Annotated in this window: 19 protein-coding genes; 12 read left to right on the forward strand and 7 right to left on the reverse strand. The window is 75.4% G+C overall.

The window, feature by feature from the left end; all coding sequences use genetic code 11:
- Nucleotides 1-71 precede the first annotated feature (71 nt).
- Nucleotides 72-2228 carry a glycogen debranching protein GlgX gene (gene glgX, locus ACFWOG_RS09435; RefSeq protein WP_329952115.1) on the reverse strand — a complete coding sequence of 719 codons (2157 nt, stop codon included), beginning with the start codon at nt 2226-2228 and terminating at the stop codon, nt 72-74.
- A 595-nt stretch (nt 2229-2823) separates the two neighbouring features.
- Between glgX and ACFWOG_RS09440 the strand changes: the two genes are divergently transcribed.
- From ACFWOG_RS09440 to ACFWOG_RS09455, 4 genes are all read left to right on the forward strand, one after another.
- Entirely contained in the window at nt 2824-4104 is a 1281-nt protein-coding gene (locus tag ACFWOG_RS09440; protein ID WP_329881889.1) for an SAV2148 family HEPN domain-containing protein, read from the forward strand.
- 402 nt (nt 4105-4506) lie between these two features.
- The gene (locus tag ACFWOG_RS09445; protein WP_380356390.1) at nt 4507-5769 is read left to right on the forward strand and encodes a Dyp-type peroxidase; all 1263 of its coding nucleotides are present in this window, start codon (nt 4507-4509) and stop codon (nt 5767-5769) included.
- A 93-nt stretch (nt 5770-5862) separates the two neighbouring features.
- A complete protein-coding gene (locus ACFWOG_RS09450; protein WP_329881891.1) occupies nt 5863-6564 on the forward strand; it encodes an exonuclease domain-containing protein in 702 nt (233 codons plus the stop codon).
- 197 nt (nt 6565-6761) lie between these two features.
- Entirely contained in the window at nt 6762-7223 is a 462-nt protein-coding gene (locus tag ACFWOG_RS09455; protein ID WP_380356394.1) for a GNAT family N-acetyltransferase, read from the forward strand.
- Here the strand turns inward: ACFWOG_RS09455 and ACFWOG_RS09460 are convergent.
- The 4 genes from ACFWOG_RS09460 to ACFWOG_RS09475 form a co-directional block, all read right to left on the reverse strand.
- Nucleotides 7202-8059, reverse strand: coding sequence for a DUF3592 domain-containing protein (locus tag ACFWOG_RS09460; protein ID WP_380356397.1), 858 nt, complete (start codon nt 8057-8059; stop codon nt 7202-7204). The genes ACFWOG_RS09455 and ACFWOG_RS09460 overlap by 22 nt on opposite strands.
- 96 nt (nt 8060-8155) lie before the next feature.
- Nucleotides 8156-9064: an SHOCT domain-containing protein gene (locus ACFWOG_RS09465; protein ID WP_329952120.1), complete on the reverse strand. Its 909-nt coding sequence runs from the start codon at nt 9062-9064 to the stop codon at nt 8156-8158.
- Between the two features lie 55 nt (nt 9065-9119).
- Nucleotides 9120-10157, reverse strand: coding sequence for a polysaccharide deacetylase family protein (locus tag ACFWOG_RS09470; RefSeq protein WP_380356399.1), 1038 nt, complete (start codon nt 10155-10157; stop codon nt 9120-9122).
- Between the two features lie 242 nt (nt 10158-10399).
- Entirely contained in the window at nt 10400-11293 is an 894-nt protein-coding gene (locus ACFWOG_RS09475; RefSeq protein WP_380356402.1) for a phosphotransferase enzyme family protein, read from the reverse strand.
- A gap of 574 nt (nt 11294-11867) precedes the next feature.
- On the opposite strand from ACFWOG_RS09475, the gene ACFWOG_RS09480 reads away from it, so the two are divergent.
- The 3 genes from ACFWOG_RS09480 (at nt 11868) to ACFWOG_RS09490 (ending at nt 13389) form a co-directional block, all read left to right on the forward strand.
- On the forward strand, nt 11868-12530 hold the full coding sequence (locus tag ACFWOG_RS09480; RefSeq protein WP_329949228.1) for a TetR/AcrR family transcriptional regulator: 663 nt from the start codon (nt 11868-11870) through the stop codon (nt 12528-12530).
- A gap of 132 nt (nt 12531-12662) precedes the next feature.
- Nucleotides 12663-12890 carry a DUF3107 domain-containing protein gene (locus ACFWOG_RS09485; protein ID WP_327680432.1) on the forward strand — a complete coding sequence of 76 codons (228 nt, stop codon included), beginning with the start codon at nt 12663-12665 and terminating at the stop codon, nt 12888-12890.
- Nucleotides 12891-13071: 181 nt separating this feature from the next.
- Nucleotides 13072-13389 (forward strand): hypothetical protein, encoded by a 318-nt coding sequence (locus ACFWOG_RS09490; RefSeq protein WP_380356406.1) that lies wholly within the window; start codon nt 13072-13074, stop codon nt 13387-13389.
- A 23-nt stretch (nt 13390-13412) separates the two neighbouring features.
- Here the strand turns inward: ACFWOG_RS09490 and ACFWOG_RS09495 are convergent, their stop codons facing one another.
- Nucleotides 13413-14141, reverse strand: a complete 729-nt coding sequence (locus tag ACFWOG_RS09495; protein ID WP_329883169.1) for a ferritin-like fold-containing protein — start codon at nt 14139-14141, stop codon at nt 13413-13415.
- A gap of 497 nt (nt 14142-14638) precedes the next feature.
- Between ACFWOG_RS09495 and ACFWOG_RS09500 the strand changes: the two genes are divergently transcribed.
- The 5 genes from ACFWOG_RS09500 (at nt 14639) to ACFWOG_RS09520 (ending at nt 20171) form a co-directional block, all read left to right on the forward strand.
- A complete protein-coding gene (locus tag ACFWOG_RS09500) occupies nt 14639-16615 on the forward strand; it encodes a DEAD/DEAH box helicase (protein ID WP_380356409.1) in 1977 nt (658 codons plus the stop codon).
- Between the two features lie 197 nt (nt 16616-16812).
- The gene (locus tag ACFWOG_RS09505) at nt 16813-17739 is read left to right on the forward strand and encodes an alpha/beta fold hydrolase (RefSeq protein ID WP_380356415.1); all 927 of its coding nucleotides are present in this window, start codon (nt 16813-16815) and stop codon (nt 17737-17739) included.
- Between the two features lie 387 nt (nt 17740-18126).
- Nucleotides 18127-18273 carry a hypothetical protein gene (locus ACFWOG_RS09510; RefSeq protein WP_329883171.1) on the forward strand — a complete coding sequence of 49 codons (147 nt, stop codon included), beginning with the start codon at nt 18127-18129 and terminating at the stop codon, nt 18271-18273.
- Nucleotides 18274-18606: 333 nt separating this feature from the next.
- Entirely contained in the window at nt 18607-19245 is a 639-nt protein-coding gene (locus ACFWOG_RS09515) for a DUF6758 family protein (RefSeq protein ID WP_329883172.1), read from the forward strand.
- Between the two features lie 65 nt (nt 19246-19310).
- Nucleotides 19311-20171 carry a PHP domain-containing protein gene (locus tag ACFWOG_RS09520; RefSeq protein ID WP_380356423.1) on the forward strand — a complete coding sequence of 287 codons (861 nt, stop codon included), beginning with the start codon at nt 19311-19313 and terminating at the stop codon, nt 20169-20171.
- A gap of 78 nt (nt 20172-20249) precedes the next feature.
- Here the strand turns inward: ACFWOG_RS09520 and ACFWOG_RS09525 are convergent, their stop codons facing one another.
- The gene (locus tag ACFWOG_RS09525) at nt 20250-20915 is read right to left on the reverse strand and encodes a suppressor of fused domain protein (protein WP_329883174.1); all 666 of its coding nucleotides are present in this window, start codon (nt 20913-20915) and stop codon (nt 20250-20252) included.
- Nucleotides 20916-21179 lie beyond the last annotated feature (264 nt).

Below are 21179 nucleotides of genomic sequence, written 5' to 3' on the forward strand. Positions count from 1 at the left end.
GGGCTCTCGCCGGCCGGTGGCGGGCACCGTCCTTCCTGTGGGGGAGGCGGTGCGCCAGACCCCGGGGGATCTCACGCGGGCCGTTGCAGCACCATCAGCGAGCGGTCGGTGAGCCAGAGGGTGTCCCCGGCCTTGACCCGGGCGCCCGACCCCGGCGCGGGCAGCCGCGGCTGCGCGGTGTCCACCACCACCTGCCACTCCTGCCCGTGCCCGGCCGGGACGGTGAACTCCAGCTGTTCGAAGTGCGCGTTGAACAGCAGCAGGAAGGAGTCGTCGACGATCCGCCCGCCGCGCCGGTCCGGCTCCGAGATGGCGTAGCCGTTGAGGAAGACGGTGAGGGACTTGGCGTAGCTGGCGCCCCAGTTGCGCTTGGTCATCTCCTCCCCGCCGGGTGTGAACCAGGCGATGTCCGTGAGGTCCTCGTACCCGCCGGCGCCGTCCCCGGTGGGGCGGCCCGAGAGGGCGGGGCCCGAGACGGGGCGGCCGTGGAAGAAGCGGCGGCGCCGGAAGACGGGGTGGTCGCGGCGGAGCCAGACCATGCCCTGGGTGAACTCCAGCAGCCGGGCGCCGGGCCCGTCGCCGTCCGGCCAGTGCACCCAGCTCAGCTCGTTGTCCTGGCAGTAGGTGTTGTTGTTGCCCAGTTGGGTGCGGCCGAACTCGTCGCCGTGCGAGAGCATCGGTACGCCCTGGGAGAGCATCAGGGTGGCGAGGAAGTTGCGCTGCTGGCGCGCGCGCAGCTCCTCGACCGCCGGGTCGTCGCAGGGCCCTTCGGCGCCGCAGTTCCAGGAGCGGTTGAAGGACTCGCCGTCCCGGTTGCCCTCGCCGTTGGCCTCGTTGCGCTTCTCGTTGTAGGAGACGAGGTCGCGCAGGGTGAAGCCGTCGTGGCAGGTGACGAAGTTGATCGAGGCGATCGGGCGGCGGCCGTCGTCCTGGTAGAGGTCGGAGGAGCCGGTGAGCCGGGAGCCGAACTCGGCGAGGGTGGCGTTCTCGCCGCGCCACAGGTCGCGGACGGTGTCCCGGTACATGCCGTTCCACTCGGTCCACAGCGGCGGGAAGTTGCCGACCTGGTAGCCGCCCTCGCCGAGGTCCCAGGGCTCGGCGATCAGCTTGGCCTGGGAGACCACCGGGTCCTGCTGGACGAGGTCGAAGAACGAGGACAGCCGGTCGACCTCGTGGAACTGCCGGGCGAGGGTGGCGGCGAGGTCGAAGCGGAAGCCGTCGACGTGCATCTCGGTGACCCAGTAGCGCAGCGAGTCCATGATCAGCTGGAGCACGTGCGGGCTGCGCATCAGCAGGCTGTTGCCGGTGCCGGTGGTGTCCTCGTAGAACCGCTGGTCCCGGGCCAGCCGGTAGTAGGAGGCGTTGTCCAGGCCGCGCATCGACAGCGTCGGACCGAGGTGGTTGCCCTCGGCGGTGTGGTTGTAGACCACGTCGAGGATGACCTCGATGCCGGCCGCGTGCAGGGCCTTCACCATCGACTTGAACTCCTGCACCTGCTGGCCGCGGTCGCCGGTGGAGGAGTAGGAGGAGTGCGGGGCGAAGAAGCCGATCGTGTTGTAGCCCCAGTAGTTGGAGAGGCCGAGGTCGCGCAGCCGGTGATCACGGACGAACTGGTGCACCGGCATCAGTTCGATCGCGGTGACGCCGAGCTTGGCCAGGTGCTCGATCACGGCGGGGTGGGCGACGCCCGCGTAGGTGCCGCGGATCTCCTCCGGGATGCCGGGGTGGAGGCGGGTGAGGCCCTTCACGTGGGCCTCGTACAGGACGGTGCGGTGGTAGTCGGTGCGCGGCGGTCGGTCGGTGCCCCAGTCGAAGTAGGGGTTGATCACCACCGAGTGCATGGTGTGGGGCGCCGAGTCGAGGTCGTTGCGGCGCTCGGGCGCGCCGAAGTGGTAGCCGTAGACGGACTCGTCCCAGTCGATGTTCCCGCTCATCGCCTTGGCGTACGGGTCCAGCAGCAGTTTCGCGCTGTTGTGCCGCTGACCGAGCCCCGGGTTGTGGGGGCCGTGGACGCGGAAGCCGTACCGCTGGCCGGGCTGGACGCCCGGGAGGTAGGCGTGCCGGACGAAGGCGTCGGTCTCGCGCAGCTCGACGGAGGTCTCCGCACCGTCCTCGCCGAGCAGGCAGAGCTCGATCCGGTCGGCGCTCTCCGAGAACACCGCGAAGTTGGTGCCGGCCCCGTCGTAGGTGGCACCGAGGGGGTAGGGCTTCCCTGGCCAGACCTGCATGGCTCCTCAACTTCCCTGCTTAGAAGGAGAACTGACAGATAGTCCGATGGTCGGGCCGGACCCCGACGCTCTCTTCCCGGCCGGGCGGCCGGGCATGTGCGACGGTCGTGTGCCGTGACGCACGGCACAGTCCGCATACTCCCCGACGCGTCCCCCGAGGGCGGGGCCATTTGTGCCGTATTCGCCCGAACGGGTGTCCGCCCGGACTCCCGGGGCCGGTCCGCGGCCGATCCGCGGCCGGTCCGGGGTGCGTCGGGGGCCCGGCCGGAGCGGTTCCGGCGCCCGTGCGCGGCCCTGCGCGATCCGGCGCGTCCCGGTGCCGTCCGGGGGCTTCCGGGCGGGCGGGGCAGGTGAGACGGTTGGGGCGAGCGGGGGCCGGGGCGCCGCCGTGGCCGAACCGGCTGCGGGCGGTTCGCGGCGGGCAGTACTCTTGATCGTCCGGCCGCCCCGCACTCGTGGCGCAGTATCAGAAGGCCCGGCGGTGAGCCGTTCCGGACGAGCCGGACGGGCAGCACACAGACAGCAGCAGAGTCGGCCGTACGGCGAGCCGTACAGCGAGCAGGCAGCTCCGAGCAGGAACCAGGTGAGGTGGCGCATGGTGTTCCCCGCCGGCGGACGTGGCGGTGGGCCCGGCGGCCCCGACCGGGGCAGCGCCCGCAGCGAGGCGCAGACGGTCGTCATGCGCCCCGCCCTGACCGGCCGGGCGGTCGTGCCCGCGCAGGGCGGCCCGGTCGAGGTCCCCGCGCTGGCCTGGTCCGGCGCCGAGTGGGAGGACGCCTACCAGCGGGTCCGGCTGTCCGGCCGCGCCTACGTCTGGCTCAACCTCGTCGAGCAGCGGCTCCGCTCGCTCGTCGACGAGGTGCTGCACCCGATCTACGCGCCCGCCCACGGCGAGGACTGGGTCACGGCCGCAGCCGGCCCGGCGGGCGAGGAGTGGGCGCACCGGGCCGGCGCCGTCCGCGAGGTCAGCCGCCGCAAGGGCTACCTGCTCGACCCGGCCGACGACGACCCGCTGGTCTTCCTCACCCTGCCCCAGCTGCGGGAGCTGATGGTCCAGCACTGGCCCTGCTTCGAGCCCTACCTGGCGGACCGTCGGGAGATAGAACTGGCGCTGGACGAGCTGGAGGTCGCCCGGCACGTCGTCTCCCGCAACCGCGTCCTCACCGGCACCGTCCTCGCCCAGACCGAACGCGCCGCCGCCCGGCTGCTGGCCCTGCTCGACGGCGGCGCCGGCGGCGTCCCCGCCGACGTCGTCGAGTCCCTGGTCGCCGGCCGCTACGCGGACGTCGTCGCCGTCCACCCCGACCGGGTCCGGCTCCAGCGCGACCTGCCCGTCGAGGACCTGCTCGACGGCGCCCGGCGGCTCGACGCGCTGGGCATCGGCCTCGGCATGCTCTGCCAGAACTACACCGGCAAGCGGCTCGTCCGGCTCGCCACCGACGGCTGCCGGGTCCGGCTGCTGTTCCTCAACCCGACCAGCAGCGCCGTCCGCCGCCGCGAACGCGAGCTGGGCCTCGGGCGCGGCGAGCTGGCCCGCTCGATCCAGATGAACATCCTGCACGTCCGCCGGGTCCGCGCCCGGCTGCGGGACCAGGGCGGCTTCGAGATCAGGGTCTTCGACGAGACCCCCCGGTTCACCGCCTACCTGGTCGAGGGCCCGGCCGGTGCGGGGCAGCTCGGCGCCGGCGGACGCCGCCAGACCCGGGACCTCGGCGTCGTCCAGCCCTACCTGCGCCGCGCGCGCGGCATGGAGTCGCCCGCGCTGGTGCTGCGCGGCGGTGCCGGCCAGCAGCCGGGCGGGACGGACGCCGGGCTGCTGGAGGTCTACCGCGAGGAGTTCGAGGGCATCTGGGCGGACTCCCGGCCGGTCTCCTGACGCCCGCCTCCCCGGGCGGGGAGCCCGCGCCCCGGGGCCTCACCGAGGCGCCCTCGTGACGGGACCTCGCGAAAGGACCCCGCTGCGGCGACCTCACGAAGGGACCTCGCGAAGGGACCTCGTGACGGGACCTCGGCAAGGGGCCTCGGCAAGGGGCCTCGCGACGGCTGCGGGCAGGGCGGCGGACGGGCCGTAGGCCGGACGGATGGAGACGGGCGGCTGATCGGCCGACGGACGGTCAGCCGGGGTGCACGTTCCGGGGGCGGGCCGGGCCGGGGCTTGCTAGCGTCGATTTCATGATCAGCAGGCCGGTTCCGGGCCTGCCGCGCGTCCCCCCGGCTGCCGTGAGGCCCCCTTCGGCATGCCCGCGCACCCCTGCCCGTCGATCCGGAAGGCCCGCCGTTGTCCAGTCAGTACACGACCGACCCTGGCGCCCCCGGCGCCTCCCGCCGCAGCTTCGTCCGCACCGCCCTCGGGGCCGGCGCCGCCGGGGCGCTCACCCTCGGCACCGGCGGCGCCGCGCCCGCGGCCCCCGGGCCGCGCGCGACCACCGGCCTGATCCCGTTCCACGGCCTCCACCAGGCCGGCATCCTGAACCCCCCACCCGGGTACGGCACCTTCCTCGCCGTCGACGTCAACGTCGCCGACCGCACGGCGCTGGGGGCGCTGCTGCGCACCCTCACCGACCGGATCCGCTTCCTGACCGGCGGCGGCACCCCGCCCGACCTCGGCCCCGACGCCCCGCCCGCGGACAGCGGCACCCTCGGGACCGCCGCCGCCCTGCCCACCGACGACCTCACCGTCACCGTCGCCGTCGGCGCCTCCCTCTTCGACGCCCGCTACGGCCTCGCCGACGCCCGCCCCCGCAAGCTCACCGCGATGCGGACCTTCCCCAACGACGCGCTGCGCCCCGCCGAGTGCCACGGGGACCTCTCGCTCCAGGTCTGCGCCACGAGCCGGGACACCGTCGAGCACGCCGTGCGCGACCTGCTGCGGGCGCTCCGGGGCGCGGTCCGGCCGCGCTGGCAGCTGGACGGCTTCCAGAACCGCGCCCGTCCGTCCGGCGCCGCACGGAACCTGCTCGGCTTCAAGGACGGCATCGAGAACCCCGACACCGGCTCCGCCCGGGACATGGACGAGCTGGTCTGGGTCGGCGCGGGCGGCGGCGAACCCGCCTGGGCGGTCGGCGGCAGCTACCAGGTGGTCCGGGCCGTCCGCACCCTGACCGGGCCCTGGGACGAGGTGCCGCTGACGGACCAGGAGCGGATGATCGGCCGCCGCAAGTCCGACGGCGCCCCGCTCGGCCGCGCCAAGGAGAACGACAAACCGGACTACGGCCAGGACCCGAAGGGCGCCGTGATCGCCCTCGACTCGCACATCAGGCTCGCCAACCCGCGCACCGACGCGGCCCGGGGCAGCCGCATCCTGCGCCGCGCCTTCACCTACGACCGGGGCCTCGACGCGGACGGCGTCCCCGAGCACGGCCTGGCGTTCTGCTGCTACCAGCAGGACGTGGTCCGCCAGTTCGAGGCGGTCCAGACCCGGCTCGCCGACGAGCCGCTGGCCCGCTTCCTCCGCCCCACCGGAGGCGGCTACTTCTACGTCCTCCCCGGTGTCCGGGACGCCGCCGACTGGTTCGGTCGGACCCTGCTCGACGCGGCCTGAGCGCCGCCCCCGCCCGCCCCACCGGCCGGATTGTCGGAGGGGCGGGCGATGATGGGGGCTGTTTCGACCAGTAGGACGGAAGGACACACCCCTATGAGCTGGTGGCAGCAGCCACTGGTCGGCTTCGACCTGGAGACCACGGGCACCGACCCGGCCGTGGACCGCATCGTCACGGCCGCCCTCGTGGACACCGTCGGGGCCCGCCGGCTGAGCGCCACCGGCTGGCTCCTCGACCCGGGCGTCCCGATCCCCGCCGAGGCCGAGGCGATCCACGGCATCGGCGACGGCCTCGCCCGCGCCAAGGGCCGCCCGGCCAAGGAGGCGGTGGACGAGATAGCCGCCGCCCTCTGCGAGCGGCTCGCCGCCGGGCGTCCGGTGGTGGCCTTCAACGCCACCTTCGACCTCTCGCTGCTCGACGCGGAGCTGCGCCGGCACGGACTGCCGTCGCTCGCCGAGCGCCTCGGCGGCCCCGTCGGACCGGTCCTCGACGCGCTGGTCATCGACCGCGCCGTGGACAAGTACCGCAAGGGCTCCCGGACGCTCCAGCGGGTCTGCGAGGTGTACGGCGTCGAGCTGACCGACGCGCACGAGGCCGGCAGCGACGCGCTCGCCGCCGTCCGGGTGGCCGTCGCGCTGGGTGAGCGCTACCCGGCCGAGGTCGGCGCCGTCCCGCCCGCCGAGCTCCACACCCGCCAGATCGGCTGGTACCGGGTCTGGGCCGAGGACCTCCAGGCGTGGTTCCGCCGCGGCAAGGACCCGCAGGCCGTCATCGACCCCCGCTGGCCCCTGCGCTGAGGCGACCGGCGACCGGCGACCGGTGATCGCACTGCGCCCGCCCGCCCGACGCGGTGCGGGCGGCGGTGCGGGCACCGGTGCCCGGCGGCGCACCCGGACCGTGACCGGAACGCGGGCCGGGTGCGGTCGCGTTGCCGATCCGCCGCCGGGCCGCCCGGCAGCCTGCCGTCCGGCGGCCCGTCTGCGACACTGCCGCAATGATCATCAGACTGGCTGAGCACGATCTCCCCGCCTTCCTCGGGCTCGCGGCCGAGGTGGAGGAGTGGTTCGGACCGATGGTGGCCGAGCCCGGGTTCCACCGGGCGGTGGCCGGGCACACCGAGCGCGGGCTCGCGCTGGTCGCCGACGGCCCGGACGGCCCGCTCGGCGGGCTGCTCTTCGGGACCGGCCCGGACGGCCGCCACCACCTGCACTGGCTGGTGGTGGCCGAGCGGGCCCGGGGGACGGGCGTCGGGCGGGCCCTGGTCGACGACGCGCTGCGGCGGTACGTCCGCGGCCCCGCGACGGTGGAGGTGATCACCTTCGGCGCCGACCACCCGGGTGCGGTGGCCAGTGGCGCCAGGGTCTTCTACGAGCGGCTCGGCTTCGCCCCGGGCGGGCCCGCCGCGCCGGGGCCGGAGGGCGGCTCGCGACAGGTCTACCGGCTCGCCGTGGAGTAGCCGGCCTCCGGCGCGGGAGCGAGGAGGCGCGCCTTGGCGTGGGCGAACTCGGCGCCGTCCAGGAGGCCCTCCCGGTGCAGCACGGCCACTCGCTCCAGCTCCCGGGCGAGGACGGCGTCGCCGGACTGCTCGTCGGGCGGGCGGACGGCGATCTCGGCACCGTCCGGGTGCTGAGGGTCGTAGCGGACGGTCACCCGGTCGCCGACCCGGGGCAGCGCGTAGGCCGGGAACGCCCCCGGCTGGGTGGTCGCGCGCTCCTCGCCGTCGAGGGTGCGGTACTTCACGGTGAGCCGCAGACCGACCCGGCGAGGAGCGGGGGCGGCCGCCTCCGCGAGCGCGGTGACGGTGCCGGCGACGGTGACGCCGTGGTCGGCCAGTCGTCGGGCGAGGGCCCGTGCCCGGCGGTGCACCGCGGTCTCGCGGGCCACCCGCCGTTCCGCGGGGACGCCCGCCAGGAGGGCGATCAGGGCAAACGCACCGATCGGGACCAGGAGCCAGGGGCGAGGGGCCCCGTCGGCGCCGTAGGCGCCCACCAGGGTGAGCAGGAGCCAGACCGGGATGATCAGGCCGCCCGACATGCGGTGGCAGCGGTCGTCCTCGTCGGCGTTGTTGGCCAGGGCAGCCGCGCAGACCATCGAGAGCAGCCAGCACACCAGGCCGCAGGTGATCTCCAGCACCATGGCGTTGGCGTCGCAGCCCGTCTCCCGGCCGCAGGGGTCGGCGGCGGGCACCCGCACCAGCCCGGCGGTGCCGAGCCGACCGGCCGCCACGGCGAGGCCGCACAGGAGGACGAGGGCCAGCAGACGGGGTCCGGTGATCCGGCGCTCTGTCGTCATGCGCGGACGGTAGTGCCGTTCGACCGTCCCCGGGGTGAACCGGGGCGGCCCGCGGGGGAAGACTCGGGTGAACGGGAGGCGTCGGCGGTGCGGCGTCTACGGCAGGGCGGGCCGGCGGTCCTCGGGGGCGCGTCCGAGCAGCTGGGCCTTGGCCAGGGCGAACTCGACCTCGTCCAGGGCCCCTTGACGGTGCAGGGCGGCGAGGCGCTCCAGGCCGTCCACGATCTCCGGCGGTGCGGCTCCGGGGGTGGTGGTGGGGACGGCGTCGTCGGGGCCGGGGTCCGTGACGGTGGCCCGGGCCACCGACGGGTCGGCCGGGTCGTAGCGGACCTCGGCGGGGCTGCCGCGGCGCGGGCCCCCGGGGGCGGGGAAGGCGCCGGTCACGGTGGTGGTGCGGACGGTGCCGTCCGCGGTGGTGAACTCGACGGTCAGCCGAAGGACGGGGGCGCCGTCGTGAGTGCTGCCGTCACCGGCGACGCCCACCACCGTGCCGGTGACGGTGACACCGGACCCGGCCAGCCTGCGCTCCTGTCCGGCGGTGCGGAGCTGCTCCGTCCGCGTGGTGCGCCACCGCCGGGCGCCGAAGCGGTCGAGTCCGATCGTGGCCAGCGCGAGCGGGGCGACCGGGGCGAGCAGCCACGGGTGGAAGGTGTTGTCGGCGAAGGAGGCGCCGACCAGACCGAGGGCGACGCAGCCGAGCAGGACGCCGCGGTCGGAGGTGGCCGAGTCGCCGTCCAGCGGACCGTCCCCGTGCGCGGTGGTGGCGGTGCCCACCAGGGCTGCCAGCCAGCCCAGGAGGCCACCGGCGAGGTGGACGGCGATGTCGAGGCCGCCGCAGGACCGTTCGGGCCCGCAGGCGTCCTCGACGAAGGCCCGGACGAAGCCGGTGCCGGTGATCCAGCCGGCCGCCGCGACGGGGGCGGCGAGCGCGAGCAGTCCGAGGACCCGACCGGTACTCAGGCGTGGTCCGAGCGGTCCGAGTTCCGTGGGGTGATCGGTGGCCATGGGCCGGATTCTAGGGGGCGCGGGTGACGGGACGGGCGGTGCCCGGGTGACCGGATCAGCTCGCCGGGACGTCGAAGCGGTAACCCTGGGCCACCAGCCAGGGCAGCAGTTGCCGGAGCGCGGCGACGGTCTGGCTGCGGTCGCCGCCGCCGTCGTGGAGCAGGACAACGCCGCCCGGCCTGAGCCCGGTCCGGACGGCCGAGACGATCGCGGCCGTGCCGGGGCGGGACCAGTCGCGCGGGTCGACCGACCAGCCGAGCGGTCGCAGGCCGTTGTCCGCGGCGATCCGCCGGTTGTCCTCGGTGAACGCGCCGCCGGGGGCGCGGAACCAGCCCACCGTGGAGCCCGGGCCGCCGGCCCGGACGATCATGGCCTCGGCGTCGGCGATCTGACGGACCGCCCGGTCGTGCGGGAGGGCGGCGAACGGCTGCGGGTGGTCGACACTGTGGTCGCAGAGCCGGTGGCCGGCCGCCACGATCCGCCGGACGGTGGCCGGATCGGCGGCGGCCTGCTTGCCGACCAGGCAGAACGTGGCCTTGGCGTGGTACTGGGCGAGCAGGTCCAGGACCTGGCCGGTGGCCGGGCCGGGGCCGTCGTCGAAGGTGAGCGCGACCGTACGGCCGCCGGACGCGGTGGAGCTGACGATCGCGGTGGAGACCCCGGTGGACGGCGCCGGGGGCGCCGGAGTCCTGGGCGCGGTGGTGGTGGGGGACGGCGCCGGTGCGGGGGGTGTCGTCGGCCTCGCGGTCGGGGGGCGGGGGGTGGTGGGCTTCGGGGCGGGCGTGCGGGTGGGCGGTGACGTGACCGGCGGGGTGGCCGGGGCGGAGCCGGACACGGGAGGGCCGGACACGGGAGGGCCGGACGACGGCGACCCGGACGGCGGAGGCGCGGACGGCGACGCGGGGGCGGTCGGTACCGGGCCCGTCGGCGAGGAGGGTGCGGCGGTGGTCGTGCCCGGTTCGGGCCGGAGCGCGCCGTTGGCGGTGCCGCAGGCGGCGAGCGCCAGCGAGGCGGCGAGCGCGGCGCAGCCCGTGGCGAGTCGGCGGCGCCGGGCGGAGGACGAGGGGCGCGGCGGGGCGGAGTGCTGCGGCATGGCGGCGGCTCCTGAGGTGCGGAGGCGGATGCCGATCCTCGGTCGGGATGACTGTCGGATAAGACGCCGATGGCATCGACCCGGTTGCGCCCTCCTCGGGGGACACCCCGCCCCGACGGCCCTTCAGGGCCACCGCCACGCGCGGTCCGCCGCACCCCCGCCCGTGCCCCTGCCCGCACCCCCGCCCGTGCCCCTGCCCGCACCCCCGCCCGCCGGACCGGCCCGCCGCACCGGCCGCAGGGTCAGAACGGGTACCAGCGCACCTCCGTCGCCCCCGAGCGCAGCGAGTCCACCCGCCGCCGGAACTCGGCGAGCGCGGCCGGGTTGCCCGGCACCTGCTGGGCGACCCAGGAGGCGCTCGCCGTCTCGCGGGCCCCGCGCAGCACCGTGAAGCCGGACCACTCGCGCACGTCCCAGCCGTACGCGTCGGTGAACGCCCGGTACTCCCCGGCGGGGACGCCGTAGCGGTCGTGGCTGAGCGCCAGGACCACCAGGTCGTGCTCACGCAGGTCGCGCGAGACGGTCTCCAGGTCGAGCAGGACGGGTCCGTCCGGCCCGATGTGGACGTTGCGCGGCAACGCGTCGCCGTGGATCACCCCGGTCGGCAGGTGCGGGTGGAGGTCGGGCAGGGCCGCGGCGAAGGTGTCCCGGCGGTGGCGCAGGAAGTCCACGTCGGCCGGGTCGACGTGGCCCTCGGCGGAGGCGAGCCAGCGTTCGACGGGGGCGAGCAGGTCGCGCCGGGCGAGCCGGAACGGCGGGTCGGGCAGCAGGTGCAGGGCGGTCAGCAGCGGGGCGAGGTCGGCCGGGCGGGCGGGCCGCCCGGCGGGCGGGAGCCGGTGCCAGAAGGTGACGGGGTGCCCGAGGGTGTGCCGCGGTTCGGCGGGCAGCGCGTCGTACGGGCGGACCACGGGGATGCCCCGGCCGGCCAGCCAGTCGGCGACGGCGAGTTCACGGCGGGTGCGCTCGGCCAGTTCGGGGCCGCGCCCGACCTTGGCGACCACGGCCGGGTCGCCGAGGTCGAAGACGGCGTTCTCGCCGAGCGCGAGCAGCCGCGCGCCGTCGGGCGCGGGAAGGCCGGCGGACTCGCAGGCGTGGGCGAGGATCAGCCGGGCCCGGCTCTCGTCGAAGGGGAGCATGGGGGTCCGTTCCGTGGTGGCGGTCGGGGCCCGCCTTCGTCCTGCGGCCTGCCGGGCTCCGGACGGACGGCGGGGGCGTGCGGGCGGGGGTGAGGGCGGGCTCCGGGGGGAGACGGCGATCATTCTGGCAAAGAGGTGCCGGGCCCCGCGGGGAGGCGGGGCGGGCGGGGGGGGGGTCGGTGGGGGGGGGGGGGCCCCCCGAGGGCGGGGGGGGGCCGGGGGGGGGGGGTGGGGGCGGCCCCCCCCCACGACCGCGCCGGGGACCTCGACCGTGCGGAACGGCGTCGGGGCGGCCGTCTCCGGGCGTATCTGCTGCTCAGGGCTGCTCATGGTGGACGATGGTAGTGAGCCGGCGCCGTCGCGGCCCGCCCACGGACCGTTCCCGGTCCGCTCCCGGTCCGGTCGTTCCTGCCCCTGTCACACCACTGCCGGTGGCCGTGGTCAGCGCCGTATTGTGGGCTCCTGACAAGGGGGCTGGCCGCTTTTCTCACGCCTGCCAAGCGCGAGGGCGGTTACCCGAAAGTAGAATCGGTCATCTTGCCAACCCCGTACGACCCGTGAAATGAGGAGCGCCGTGACGGCCATCCAGGAGGCGCAGGAGCGCCCGCGCGGTGCCCGCCTGCCGCGAAGCGCCCGCCGTGAACAACTGCTCGGTGCCGCCCAGGAGGTGTTCGTCGCGCAGGGTTACCACGCGGCCGCCATGGACGACATCGCCGACCGCGCCGGGGTGAGCAAGCCGGTGCTGTACCAGCACTTCCCCGGGAAGCTGGACCTCTACCTGGCGCTGCTGGACAAGCACTGCGACGCCCTGGTCGACTCGACCCGCGAGGCGCTGGAGACGACCACCGACAACAAGCTGCGGGTGGCCGCGACGATGGAGGCGTACTTCAACTACGTCTCCAGCGAGTCCGGTGCCTTCCGGCTGGTCTTCGAGTCGGACCTGACCAACGAGCCGGCCGTGCGCGAGCGGGTCGAGCGGGCGGCGGAGGCCAGTGCGACGCTGGTCAGCAAGGTGATCCAGGAGGACACCGACCTGCCGGAGTCGGAGTCCAAGCTGCTCGCGGCCGGGGTCTGCGGCCTGGCCCAGATCACCGCGCGGTACTGGCTCTCCCAGGGCCTGGAGATCCCGCGCGACGAGGCGGTCCGGCTGGTCGCCAGCCTGGCCTGGCGCGGGCTGAAGGGCTTCCCGATGCACCCCAACCTCGATTCCCCGGAGGCCGCTGCCCCCGAGCAGTGATCACCGGACCTTCGCCTCGGTACCGATCCGGTGCTCTATGGTGAAGCCGTACGGCGCGGTCGCCGCGAACGCTTGTCCCAGGCGGTCCGGTGCCCGCGCGTGGATGGCTGCAACCCCGGAGGGACGGAAGCCGTGGAGGTCAAGATCGGCGTGCAGAACGCGCCGCGCGAGATCGTCATCGAGAGCTCGCAGACGGCCGATGAGGTCGAGAGCGCGATCGCCAAGGCGCTGGAGGGCACCTCGAAGCTCTTCACGCTGACCGACGAGCACGGCCGCCGCGTCATCGTCCCGGCCGAGCGCCTGGCGTACGTGGAGATCGGCGAGCAGGCCGCCCGCAAGGTCGGTTTCGGCACGCTCTGAGCTGTCCTTCGGTGCCCCGCTCCCTCGTCCGAGGGGGCGGGGCACCGTCGCGTTCACGGCCGGGGCGGGGGGACGTGGCGGGCGCGGCCGGCTCGCCCCGGCGTGTACGACCGGGGCGAGCGGGGTACGGCGAGAAGTGCGGCCGGCCACGTGCCGCGCACCGAGCCCCGGGGAGGCACCCTTGCTGGTCGAGACGTTCGCCTTCGCCCTCGTCGGCCTGGTGGTCGGCGCCACCGCCCTGCTGTCGCTGCCCGCGTACTTCCCCTCCGGGTGGGGGCTGACGACGGGGACGGCGCTGGTCTCCGCGCTGCTGGCCGGGGCGATCGCGCACTTCACGCTCGACGGCGAGTACCCGGCGGCCTGCATCGCGGTCTCGGCGGTCACCTCGGCGCTGATCACCTCGGTGCTGGCCCGTCCCGACCTCGCCGCAGGCCGCCAGCCGGCCCGCCGGCACCGCCCGCACCGGGCGGGTTCGCACCGGCGGCACCGCCCCGCCTGACCTGGGCCGAAGGCCCCCGGGCGTTACGAGGCGAGGCCGAGCGCGGCCATCCGCCGGGTGTGCGCCTCGGTGATCCGGTTGAACATCTTGCCGACCTCGACGAGGTCGAAGCCCTGCACCCGGACGCCGCCGACCAGCAGGTTGGAGAGCGCGTCCCGCTCGGCGACCACCCGCTGGGCCTGGCTGAGCGCCTCGCCCATCAGCCGCCGGCCCCAGAGTGCCAGCCGGCCGCCGGCCCGCGGGTCGGCCTCGATGGCCTGCCGGACCTTGTCGACCGCGAACTGGGCGTGGCCGGTGTCCGACATGACGCCGAGGACCAGGTCGCGGGTGTCGTCGTCCAGCCGGGCGGCCACCTCGCGGTAGAAGTCGGTGGCGATCGCGTCGCCGACGTAGGCCTTGACGAGGCCCTCCAGCCAGTCCGAGGGCGCGGTCATCCGGTGGAACAGCTCCAGCGGCTCGACGAACGGCCGCATCGCCTCCTGCGGGTCGGCGCCGACCTCGGCGAGCCGGTCGTGCAGTCGCTGGTAGTGCTGGAACTCGGCGGAGGCCATCCGGGCCAGCGCCGCCTTGTCGGCCAGGTCGGGCGCCAGCTTGGCGTCCTCGGCGAGCCGCTCGAAGGCGCTCAGCTCGCCGTACGCGAGGGCGCCGAGCAGGTCCAGCACGGCCGCCCGGTAGCCGGGGTCGGCCGAGCAGGTCGCCCAGTCCCCGATCGAGCCGTCCGCCACGTCCTGCGTCCCACCACGGTTCTCCATGACCCGTCACCTTAGTCCCGGTCCGTCCCGGGTCGCTCCCCGCACACGCGCGGCCCGCGCACGCCGCCCGGCCGCGCGGGGGCACCGGCCCGTCCGGCCCCGCCCGCCCCGACCTGCGATGTCGCCCGCGTCACGTGTTCGAGTCGTCGGGTGACTGTATGGTGGTACGGAGGCCCGTCGTGCTCGCACGGTGTCACCGCCGTCTCGGTGTGCCGGGCAAGCCCGCTCCGAAGCAGGCGCAGTCCGTCAGGACGTGTCCGTACCGGAAGCCGGGACCTCAACGTACGCGGATGCCCGGTCGGAGAGCCGATCGGCTCCGACCAGGGCTTGGACTTCAAGCCTTGGCACCGCACCAGTGGCCGAGCGAGGGCCGCCGAGACCGCGCCATCCCGGCGCAGGTCCCGCGCAGGTCCCTCACGGGAATCCTCCCCGACGCCGCCGGCGACGCGCCCCTGTCGGGCCGCGCGCACCGGCCGGCCGCAGGGACCGGCGCGATTGTGCGTCCGCGCAGCTGTTTTCTGGGCCGTCCAGGCCCGTACGCAGCCGCGCGGCTGCCCGCCCGCCGCTCGCTCTCGGCCCCTCCACACGGAAGAGGCAGCACCCTGTCCACCACCGCTGAACCCACGAAGACCACGTTCCGGGACCTGGGGATCCTCCCGGAGACCGCCGAGGCGCTCGAATCCGTCGGCATCGTCCACCCCTTCCCCATCCAGGAGATGACCCTGCCGGTCGCGCTGACCGGCCACGACGTCATCGGCCAGGCCAAGACCGGCACCGGCAAGACGCTCGGTTTCGGTCTCCCGCTGATCGAGCGCGTCGTCGTGCGGGCCGACATCGACGCCGGCCGCGCCGGCGAGGACCAGCTCTGCGACTCCCCGCAGGCGCTGATCGTCGTCCCGACCCGCGAGCTCTGCACCCAGGTCACCAACGACCTGCAGACCGCCGGCAAGGTCCGCAACGTCCGCGTGCTCGCCGTCTACGGCGGCCGGGCCTACGAGCCGCAGGTCGAGGCGCTGAAGAAGGGGATCGACATCGTCGTCGGCACCCCGGGGCGCCTGCTCGACCTGGCCGGCCAGAAGAAGCTGGACCTGTCGAAGGTCCGCTCGCTGGTCCTGGACGAGGCCGACGAGATGCTCGACCTCGGCTTCCTGCCGGACGTCGAGAAGATCATCACCATGCTGCCGGCGAAGCGGCAGACCCTGCTGTTCTCCGCGACCATGCCGGGCCAGGTGATCAGCCTCGCCCGCCGGTACATGAGCCAGCCGACCCACATCCGCGCCGCCGCTCCGGACGACACCGGCAGCACCGTCGCCAACACCGAGCAGCACATCTTCCGCGCCCACTCGCTGGACAAGGTCGAGATGGTCTCGCGCATCCTCCAGGCCGACGGCCGCGGGCTGGCGATGATCTTCTGCCGCACCAAGCGGACCGCCGCCGACGTGGCCGACCAGCTGACCCAGCGCGGCTTCGCCTCCGGCGCCGTCCACGGCGACCTCGGCCAGGGCGCGCGCGAGCAGGCCCTGCGGGCGTTCCGCAACGGCAAGGTCGACGTGCTGGTCTGCACCGACGTCGCGGCCCGCGGCATCGACGTCGAGGGCGTCACGCACGTCATCAACTACCAGTGCCCCGAGGACGAGAAGACCTACCTGCACCGGATCGGCCGCACCGGCCGGGCCGGCGCCTCGGGCACCGCGGTCACGCTGGTCGACTGGGACGACATCCCGCGCTGGCAGCTGATCAACAAGGCGCTCGAACTCTCGTTCAACGAGCCGGAGGAGACCTACTCCACCTCGCCGCACCTGTTCGAGCTGCTGAAGATCGCGAAGGGCACCACCGGTGTGCTGCCGCGTTCGGAGCGGACCCGGGCCGGGCTCGGCGCGGAGGAGGTCGAGGACCTCGGCGAGACCGGCGGGCGCGGTTCGCGTTCGGCCGGTGGCGCCCGGGGCCGCGGCGGACGGGCGGCCGGCCCCGGCCGGGCCGACGTCGTCGAGACCCCGGTCGCCGAGGAGAAGCAGGCCCGCAAGACCCGCGAGCGCCGCCGCACCCGTCGCGGCTCCTCGGTCGACGAGGCCGTCGAGGGCACCGTCACCGAGGCCGTCGCGACGGCCGGCCCGGAGGCTCCGGCCGTCGAGGGCGCCGAGGGCGAGTCCGCGGCCCCGCGCCGCCGCCGTCGCCGCTCGCGCGGTGCGGCGTCCGGCGAGGACGCCGCCGCCGCCGTGGCGGAGGCTCCAGCCGCCGTCGCCGAAGCTGCGGCCCCGGTCGCGGCCCCGGCTCCGGTCGCGGTCGCGGTCGCCGAGGCGGTCGCCGAGGAGAAGCCGAAGCGCACCCGCACCCGGGCCAAGAAGGTCGCGGCGCCCGCCGAGGCCGCTCCGGTGGTGGAGGCCGCCGAGGCCGCCGCCGACGTTCCGGCCCCGCGCCGGCGTTCCCGCACCCGCCGCCCGGCGGCCGCCCCCGAGGTGGCTCCGGAGAGCTGATCCACCCTGGTTGAAGGGGGCGGCCGGAATGTTCCGGCCGCCCCCTTCGGCGTCCGCACACCGATCCGCGGGTCTGCCCGCCGCCGCCCGGCCGCCACCGGCGCAACCGGGTGGGCCGGGGGCTCGACGGCAGACCCTAGGCTCGGGGCCGTCCGCCGGTTCACCCCGCCGCGCCAGGCCCCAGGAGGTCCGTCCCCATGAGTACGCCGCCGTTCCTCACGCTCCCGTCCTGCGCGCGCGCCCTGCGGGTGGCGACGACCCGCGGCGGGTTCGCCGCGCTGCGGGCGGAGCCGGCGGGGGCGGTGCGCGGGTCCGCGTTGCTGGTGCCCGGGTTCACCGGCAGCAAGGAGGACTTCATCGCCCTGCTGGAGCCGCTGGCGGCGGCGGGCTACCGGGTGACGGCAATCGACCAGCGAGGGCAGTACGAGACCGGGGGACCGGACGACCCGGCCGCCTACGCGGTGGCCGCGCTGGGCGCCGACGTGCGGGCGCTCTCCGCCGCGCTGCGGGCCGAGGCCGTCGCGGCCGACGGGAACGGCGCCGGCGGGCGGTTGCACCTGCTCGGCCACTCCCTCGGCGGCCAGGTGGTCCGCGAGGCCGTCCTGGCCGCCGAGGCCGAGGCGGTGGCCCGCCCGGGCGGCTCCGGATCGCTGCCGTGGTCCTCGCTGACGCTGATGTCCACCGGGCCGGGCCCGATCGACCCGGCCGAGGCGGAGCGGACCCGGCTGCTGGTCGACGTGCTGCCGACGATGACCCTCGAAGAGATCTGGCAGGTGATGCAGCAGCTGGAGGAGGGCGGCGACCGGGCCCGCCGCCCGGGCGCCGAGGTCGCCGCGTTCCTGCACCGCCGCTGGCTGGCCAACGTGCCGCAGGCGCTGATCACCACCGGCGGCCACCTGGTCGCGGCACCGGACCGGGTGGACGAGCTGGCCGCGACGGTCGCCGCCGGGCTGCCCGCCCTGGTGCTCTCGGGAGTGCGGGACTACGCCTGGCCGGTGCCGGAGCAGACCGCGATGGCCGCCCGGCTGGGTGCCCGCCGGGTCGTGGTCGAGGACGCCGGCCACTCCCCCAACGCCGATCAGCCTGCCGCCACGGCCGCCGCCCTGACCGCCTTCTGGGGCTGACCGGCCGGTCCGGCGCCGGACCGCCGCCGGAGCGCCGACGCGGCGAACCGGGCCCCGCCGTGCGCCCGCTCCGGGCCTCTGGTAAAAGACATGCGACAAAATTCGTTAGTTGCGGTAATATTTGATTTGGTCCTGGAAACATCGTTGACACTGACGTCGGCGTGCTGTCGATGTCGATCCTCCGAAACCAGGACTTTACGGACGGGCAACGGCCCGGTAGCAGCGCCACCGCAGAGTGGATTCGAGGGAAAGACACCCTTGGCACGCAGGGGGGAGCCCTCTTTGCCGCAACGGTCGGTCGACCGTTCGACCCGACAGACCCTGAAAGGGCTGATACCGACTCAGCCACGAACGCCCCGCTCGACGGGGCCGGGAAAGGAAACGCCCATGCGCTTCGAGATCCTCCGACTGGACGACGCCCGCGGCACCGCCACCGACCGCCTGATCGCCGACGCCGAAACCGTCCGCGAGCTCGTCCAGGCCGCCGCCCGTACCGGCGAACGCCTGCTCATCCGCCCGTGCCCCGCCGCCTGACCGGCCGCTGCGGCGCCTCCGACCGGGAGGCCTCGCCCGCCGCCGACGAGCCGGGATCGTCCGACCCCGACGTTCCGAAACCGGACTGACGCCCCGCCACCGCACCAGCGGAGACGGGGCGTCAGTGCGTCCGGGACCGCCCGGCGCCGCACCCCGGAGCGCGCCGCGGACGTTTGCCGCCGCCCCCGGCTGGACAGTTCCCCAACGGGATCCGCCGCACCGCGCCCACCCCGCGCCGGCCGGCCGTCCGCCACCGACCGGTGCCGCCGGACCGCCCTCCGTACGGGTGATCGTCCTTGACGCGGCGGTCCGGAGGGAGGAGCGTTGTCGGCTATGAGGGGCGAGCCAAGCTGCCCGAGGTGCGCCGGTCGGGTCCGCGCTCCCGGTCTGTTCTCAGACACCTGGCAGTGCGACCGGCACGGCGCCGTGCATCCGATGCAGCCGGTGCTGCCCCCGAGCGTCGAGGCGCTCGGTGTCGCCGTCGCCCGTTCGCAGGTCCCCGTCTGGCTGCCCTGGCCGCTCCCGGTCGGCTGGCTGTACACCGGCATCGCGCACGTCGGCGACGACATCTCGGGCGCCCGCGCCACCGCCGTGGCCTGCGCCGGCCCGGCGCCGCTCGGGGGGTTCGGCGAACTGGTCCTGATCGCGGAGGAGCTGGGCGTCGGGCTCGGCGCCCGGTACGCGGGGCTCCCCGGGCCGGACCCGGGCGACTCGGTCGGCCTCTACAAGCCGGCGGACGCCAAGCTGCTGGCCGCCGGCCGGCCCACCCCGATGTTCCACGTCCCGGACGCACCGGCCGACCGCGCGGTCTTCGCCGGCGAGGCACGCGGCCTCTGGCTCTGGGCGGTGGCCTGGCCCGAACAGTCGGCCCTGGTCATGTACGACGAGCTGGTGCTGACCGACCTGCGGGAGGCCGGCGCGGAGCTCGACCTGCTGCCCTGCGGGGCGCTCTCCCCCCGTCTGCTGGGCTGATCCCCCGACACCCGGGCGCACTATCCTGGGCCGCACCTCCGCCGACGACCCAGGGAGCACCGCCCGTGCGCATCGACCTGCACGCCCACAGCAACGCGTCCGACGGTACGGACAGCCCGGCCGAGCTGGTCGCGGCTGCGGTGGCGGCCGGGCTGGACGTGGTCGCCCTGACCGACCACGACACGGTGGCGGGCCACACCGAGGCGGCCGACGCGGTGCACGCGCTTCCCGCCGGCACCCGGTTGCGGCTCGTCCCCGGCGCGGAGCTCTCCTGCGCGGTGGACGGCATCTCGATGCACCTGCTGGCCTACCTGTTCGACCCCGCCGAGCCGGCCTTCGCGGCCGAGCGCGAACTGGTGCGCACCGACCGGTTCCAGCGCGGCGAGGCGATCGTCGAGCGCTGCCGCGCACTGGGCGCGGACATCAGCTGGGAGCAGGTGCAGCGGATCGCGGGAGCCGGCTCGGTGGGCCGGCCGCACATCGCCAGCGCCCTGGTCGAGGCGGGCGTGGTCGCGGAGGTCTCGGACGCGTTCACCGCGGAGTGGCTGGCCAACGGCGGGCGGGCGGACGTCCCCAAGCACGAGACGGACCCCGTGACGGCGGTCCGGCTGGTCCGGGCGGCCGGCGGGGTGCCGGTGTTCGCCCACCCGGGAGCGGTGAAGCGCGGACGGACCGTCTCCGACCAGGTCATCGCCGACCTCGCGGCGGCCGGGCTGGCCGGGATGGAGGTCGACCACATCGACCACGACGAGCCGGCCCGGCTCCGGCTGCGCGGGCTGGCGGCCGAGCTGGGACTGCTGACCACCGGGTCCAGCGACTACCACGGCACCCGCAAGACGGTCCGGCTCGGCGCGCACACCACCGATCCCGCCGTCTACGAGGCGCTGGTCGGGCAGGCCACCGGCGCGAAGCCGATCGGCGGCTGATCGCCCGCCGGTCCTCGCGCCGGCGCGAGGCGGGTCCGACGCGGTGCGGGCGCCCGCCGCACGCCCCGTGGCGGGCCGTCAGTCCAGCCGGACGCCGCGGCGGTCCGGGTCGCGCAGGTCGGTGCCGTGCTGGAGCCAGCGCTCCTGCAGCGCCGCCGCGCCGTGCACCCGCTTCCAGCCGGCCTCGTTGGGGGTCATCGGCAGCAGCGGCAGGAAGCGGACCGGGTCGGCCGGCTCGTCCAGCGCCAGGTCCTCGACCAGACCGCCGGGCTCGGCGGCCAGCACCGAGGTGAACGGCGCGCCGTCCCAGAGCGGGGCACCGAGGTCCAGCGACCCGCCGGGGGCCGGGACCAGCCCCTCGACCTGCGGCGTCGCCGCGAAGGTGGCCAGCGTGCGGAGCACGCTGTCACGCCCCCCACGAACCGTCAGGACCAGCTCGGCGCGCGGACCGCGGACCGGGTCGGCGACCGCGGCGGTCGGGTCGGTCATCGGCGCGGCGGCCATCCCGAGCGTGGCGTAGCGGACCAGCCCCTCGGCGTCGGGGCCGAAGCGCAGCACCTCGATCCGGTCGGCACCGAGGAAGGTGACGGCGGCGCGGCCGCTCGGTTCGCCGAAGGTGGTGAGCAGCCGGGCCTCGACGGCGGCCAGCACCGCGTCGCGGGAGAGGCCGGTGCCGCCGGGGGCCGGGGAGGAGTCACCGGAGTCCGAGGACGGGTCGCCGAAGAGCGGGAAGTCGTGCGCCATGCCGGTGAGCGTAACCCGCGCGCCGCGCGCCGTCGGCACGGCCGTCATGCGAACACCGGAGCGGCGACGGCCGGTCAGATGTTAGTGTGAGCGACTGGCTACCGGGGATCCTTGCTCCTCCGGGGCAGCGGCGCGAAGGAGGTGGTTGCGGTGGATACCAGCCGACCATGCAGTACCGGCAGCTCTACCCGGCCCGGACGCCTTCCCCGTACCCCTCGCCACGCGGGCTGAAACAGCGGGCCTGAGAAATCTCGGCAGCAGCTG

The sequence above is a fragment of the Kitasatospora sp. NPDC058406 genome (genome assembly GCF_042722765.1).
Taxonomy (GTDB): domain Bacteria; phylum Actinomycetota; class Actinomycetes; order Streptomycetales; family Streptomycetaceae; genus Kitasatospora.

What these genes read in the sequence shown, in the direction of transcription:
- glgX (WP_329952115.1), bottom strand. Translation starts at nt 2,228, where the DNA reads ATGCAGGTCTGGCCAGGGAAGCCCTACCCCCTCGGTGCCACCTACGAC.
- ACFWOG_RS09440 (WP_329881889.1), top strand. Translation starts at nt 2,824, where the DNA reads ATGGTGTTCCCCGCCGGCGGACGTGGCGGTGGGCCCGGCGGCCCCGAC.
- ACFWOG_RS09450 (WP_329881891.1), top strand. Translation starts at nt 5,863, where the DNA reads ATGAGCTGGTGGCAGCAGCCACTGGTCGGCTTCGACCTGGAGACCACG.
- ACFWOG_RS09455 (WP_380356394.1), top strand. Translation starts at nt 6,762, where the DNA reads ATGATCATCAGACTGGCTGAGCACGATCTCCCCGCCTTCCTCGGGCTC.
- ACFWOG_RS09460 (WP_380356397.1), bottom strand. Translation starts at nt 8,059, where the DNA reads ATGACGACAGAGCGCCGGATCACCGGACCCCGTCTGCTGGCCCTCGTC.
- ACFWOG_RS09465 (WP_329952120.1), bottom strand. Translation starts at nt 9,064, where the DNA reads ATGGCCACCGATCACCCCACGGAACTCGGACCGCTCGGACCACGCCTG.
- ACFWOG_RS09470 (WP_380356399.1), bottom strand. Translation starts at nt 10,157, where the DNA reads ATGCCGCAGCACTCCGCCCCGCCGCGCCCCTCGTCCTCCGCCCGGCGC.
- ACFWOG_RS09475 (WP_380356402.1), bottom strand. Translation starts at nt 11,293, where the DNA reads ATGCTCCCCTTCGACGAGAGCCGGGCCCGGCTGATCCTCGCCCACGCC.
- ACFWOG_RS09495 (WP_329883169.1), bottom strand. Translation starts at nt 14,141, where the DNA reads ATGGAGAACCGTGGTGGGACGCAGGACGTGGCGGACGGCTCGATCGGG.
- ACFWOG_RS09505 (WP_380356415.1), top strand. Translation starts at nt 16,813, where the DNA reads ATGAGTACGCCGCCGTTCCTCACGCTCCCGTCCTGCGCGCGCGCCCTG.
- ACFWOG_RS09510 (WP_329883171.1), top strand. Translation starts at nt 18,127, where the DNA reads ATGCGCTTCGAGATCCTCCGACTGGACGACGCCCGCGGCACCGCCACC.
- ACFWOG_RS09515 (WP_329883172.1), top strand. Translation starts at nt 18,607, where the DNA reads ATGAGGGGCGAGCCAAGCTGCCCGAGGTGCGCCGGTCGGGTCCGCGCT.
- ACFWOG_RS09525 (WP_329883174.1), bottom strand. Translation starts at nt 20,915, where the DNA reads ATGGCGCACGACTTCCCGCTCTTCGGCGACCCGTCCTCGGACTCCGGT.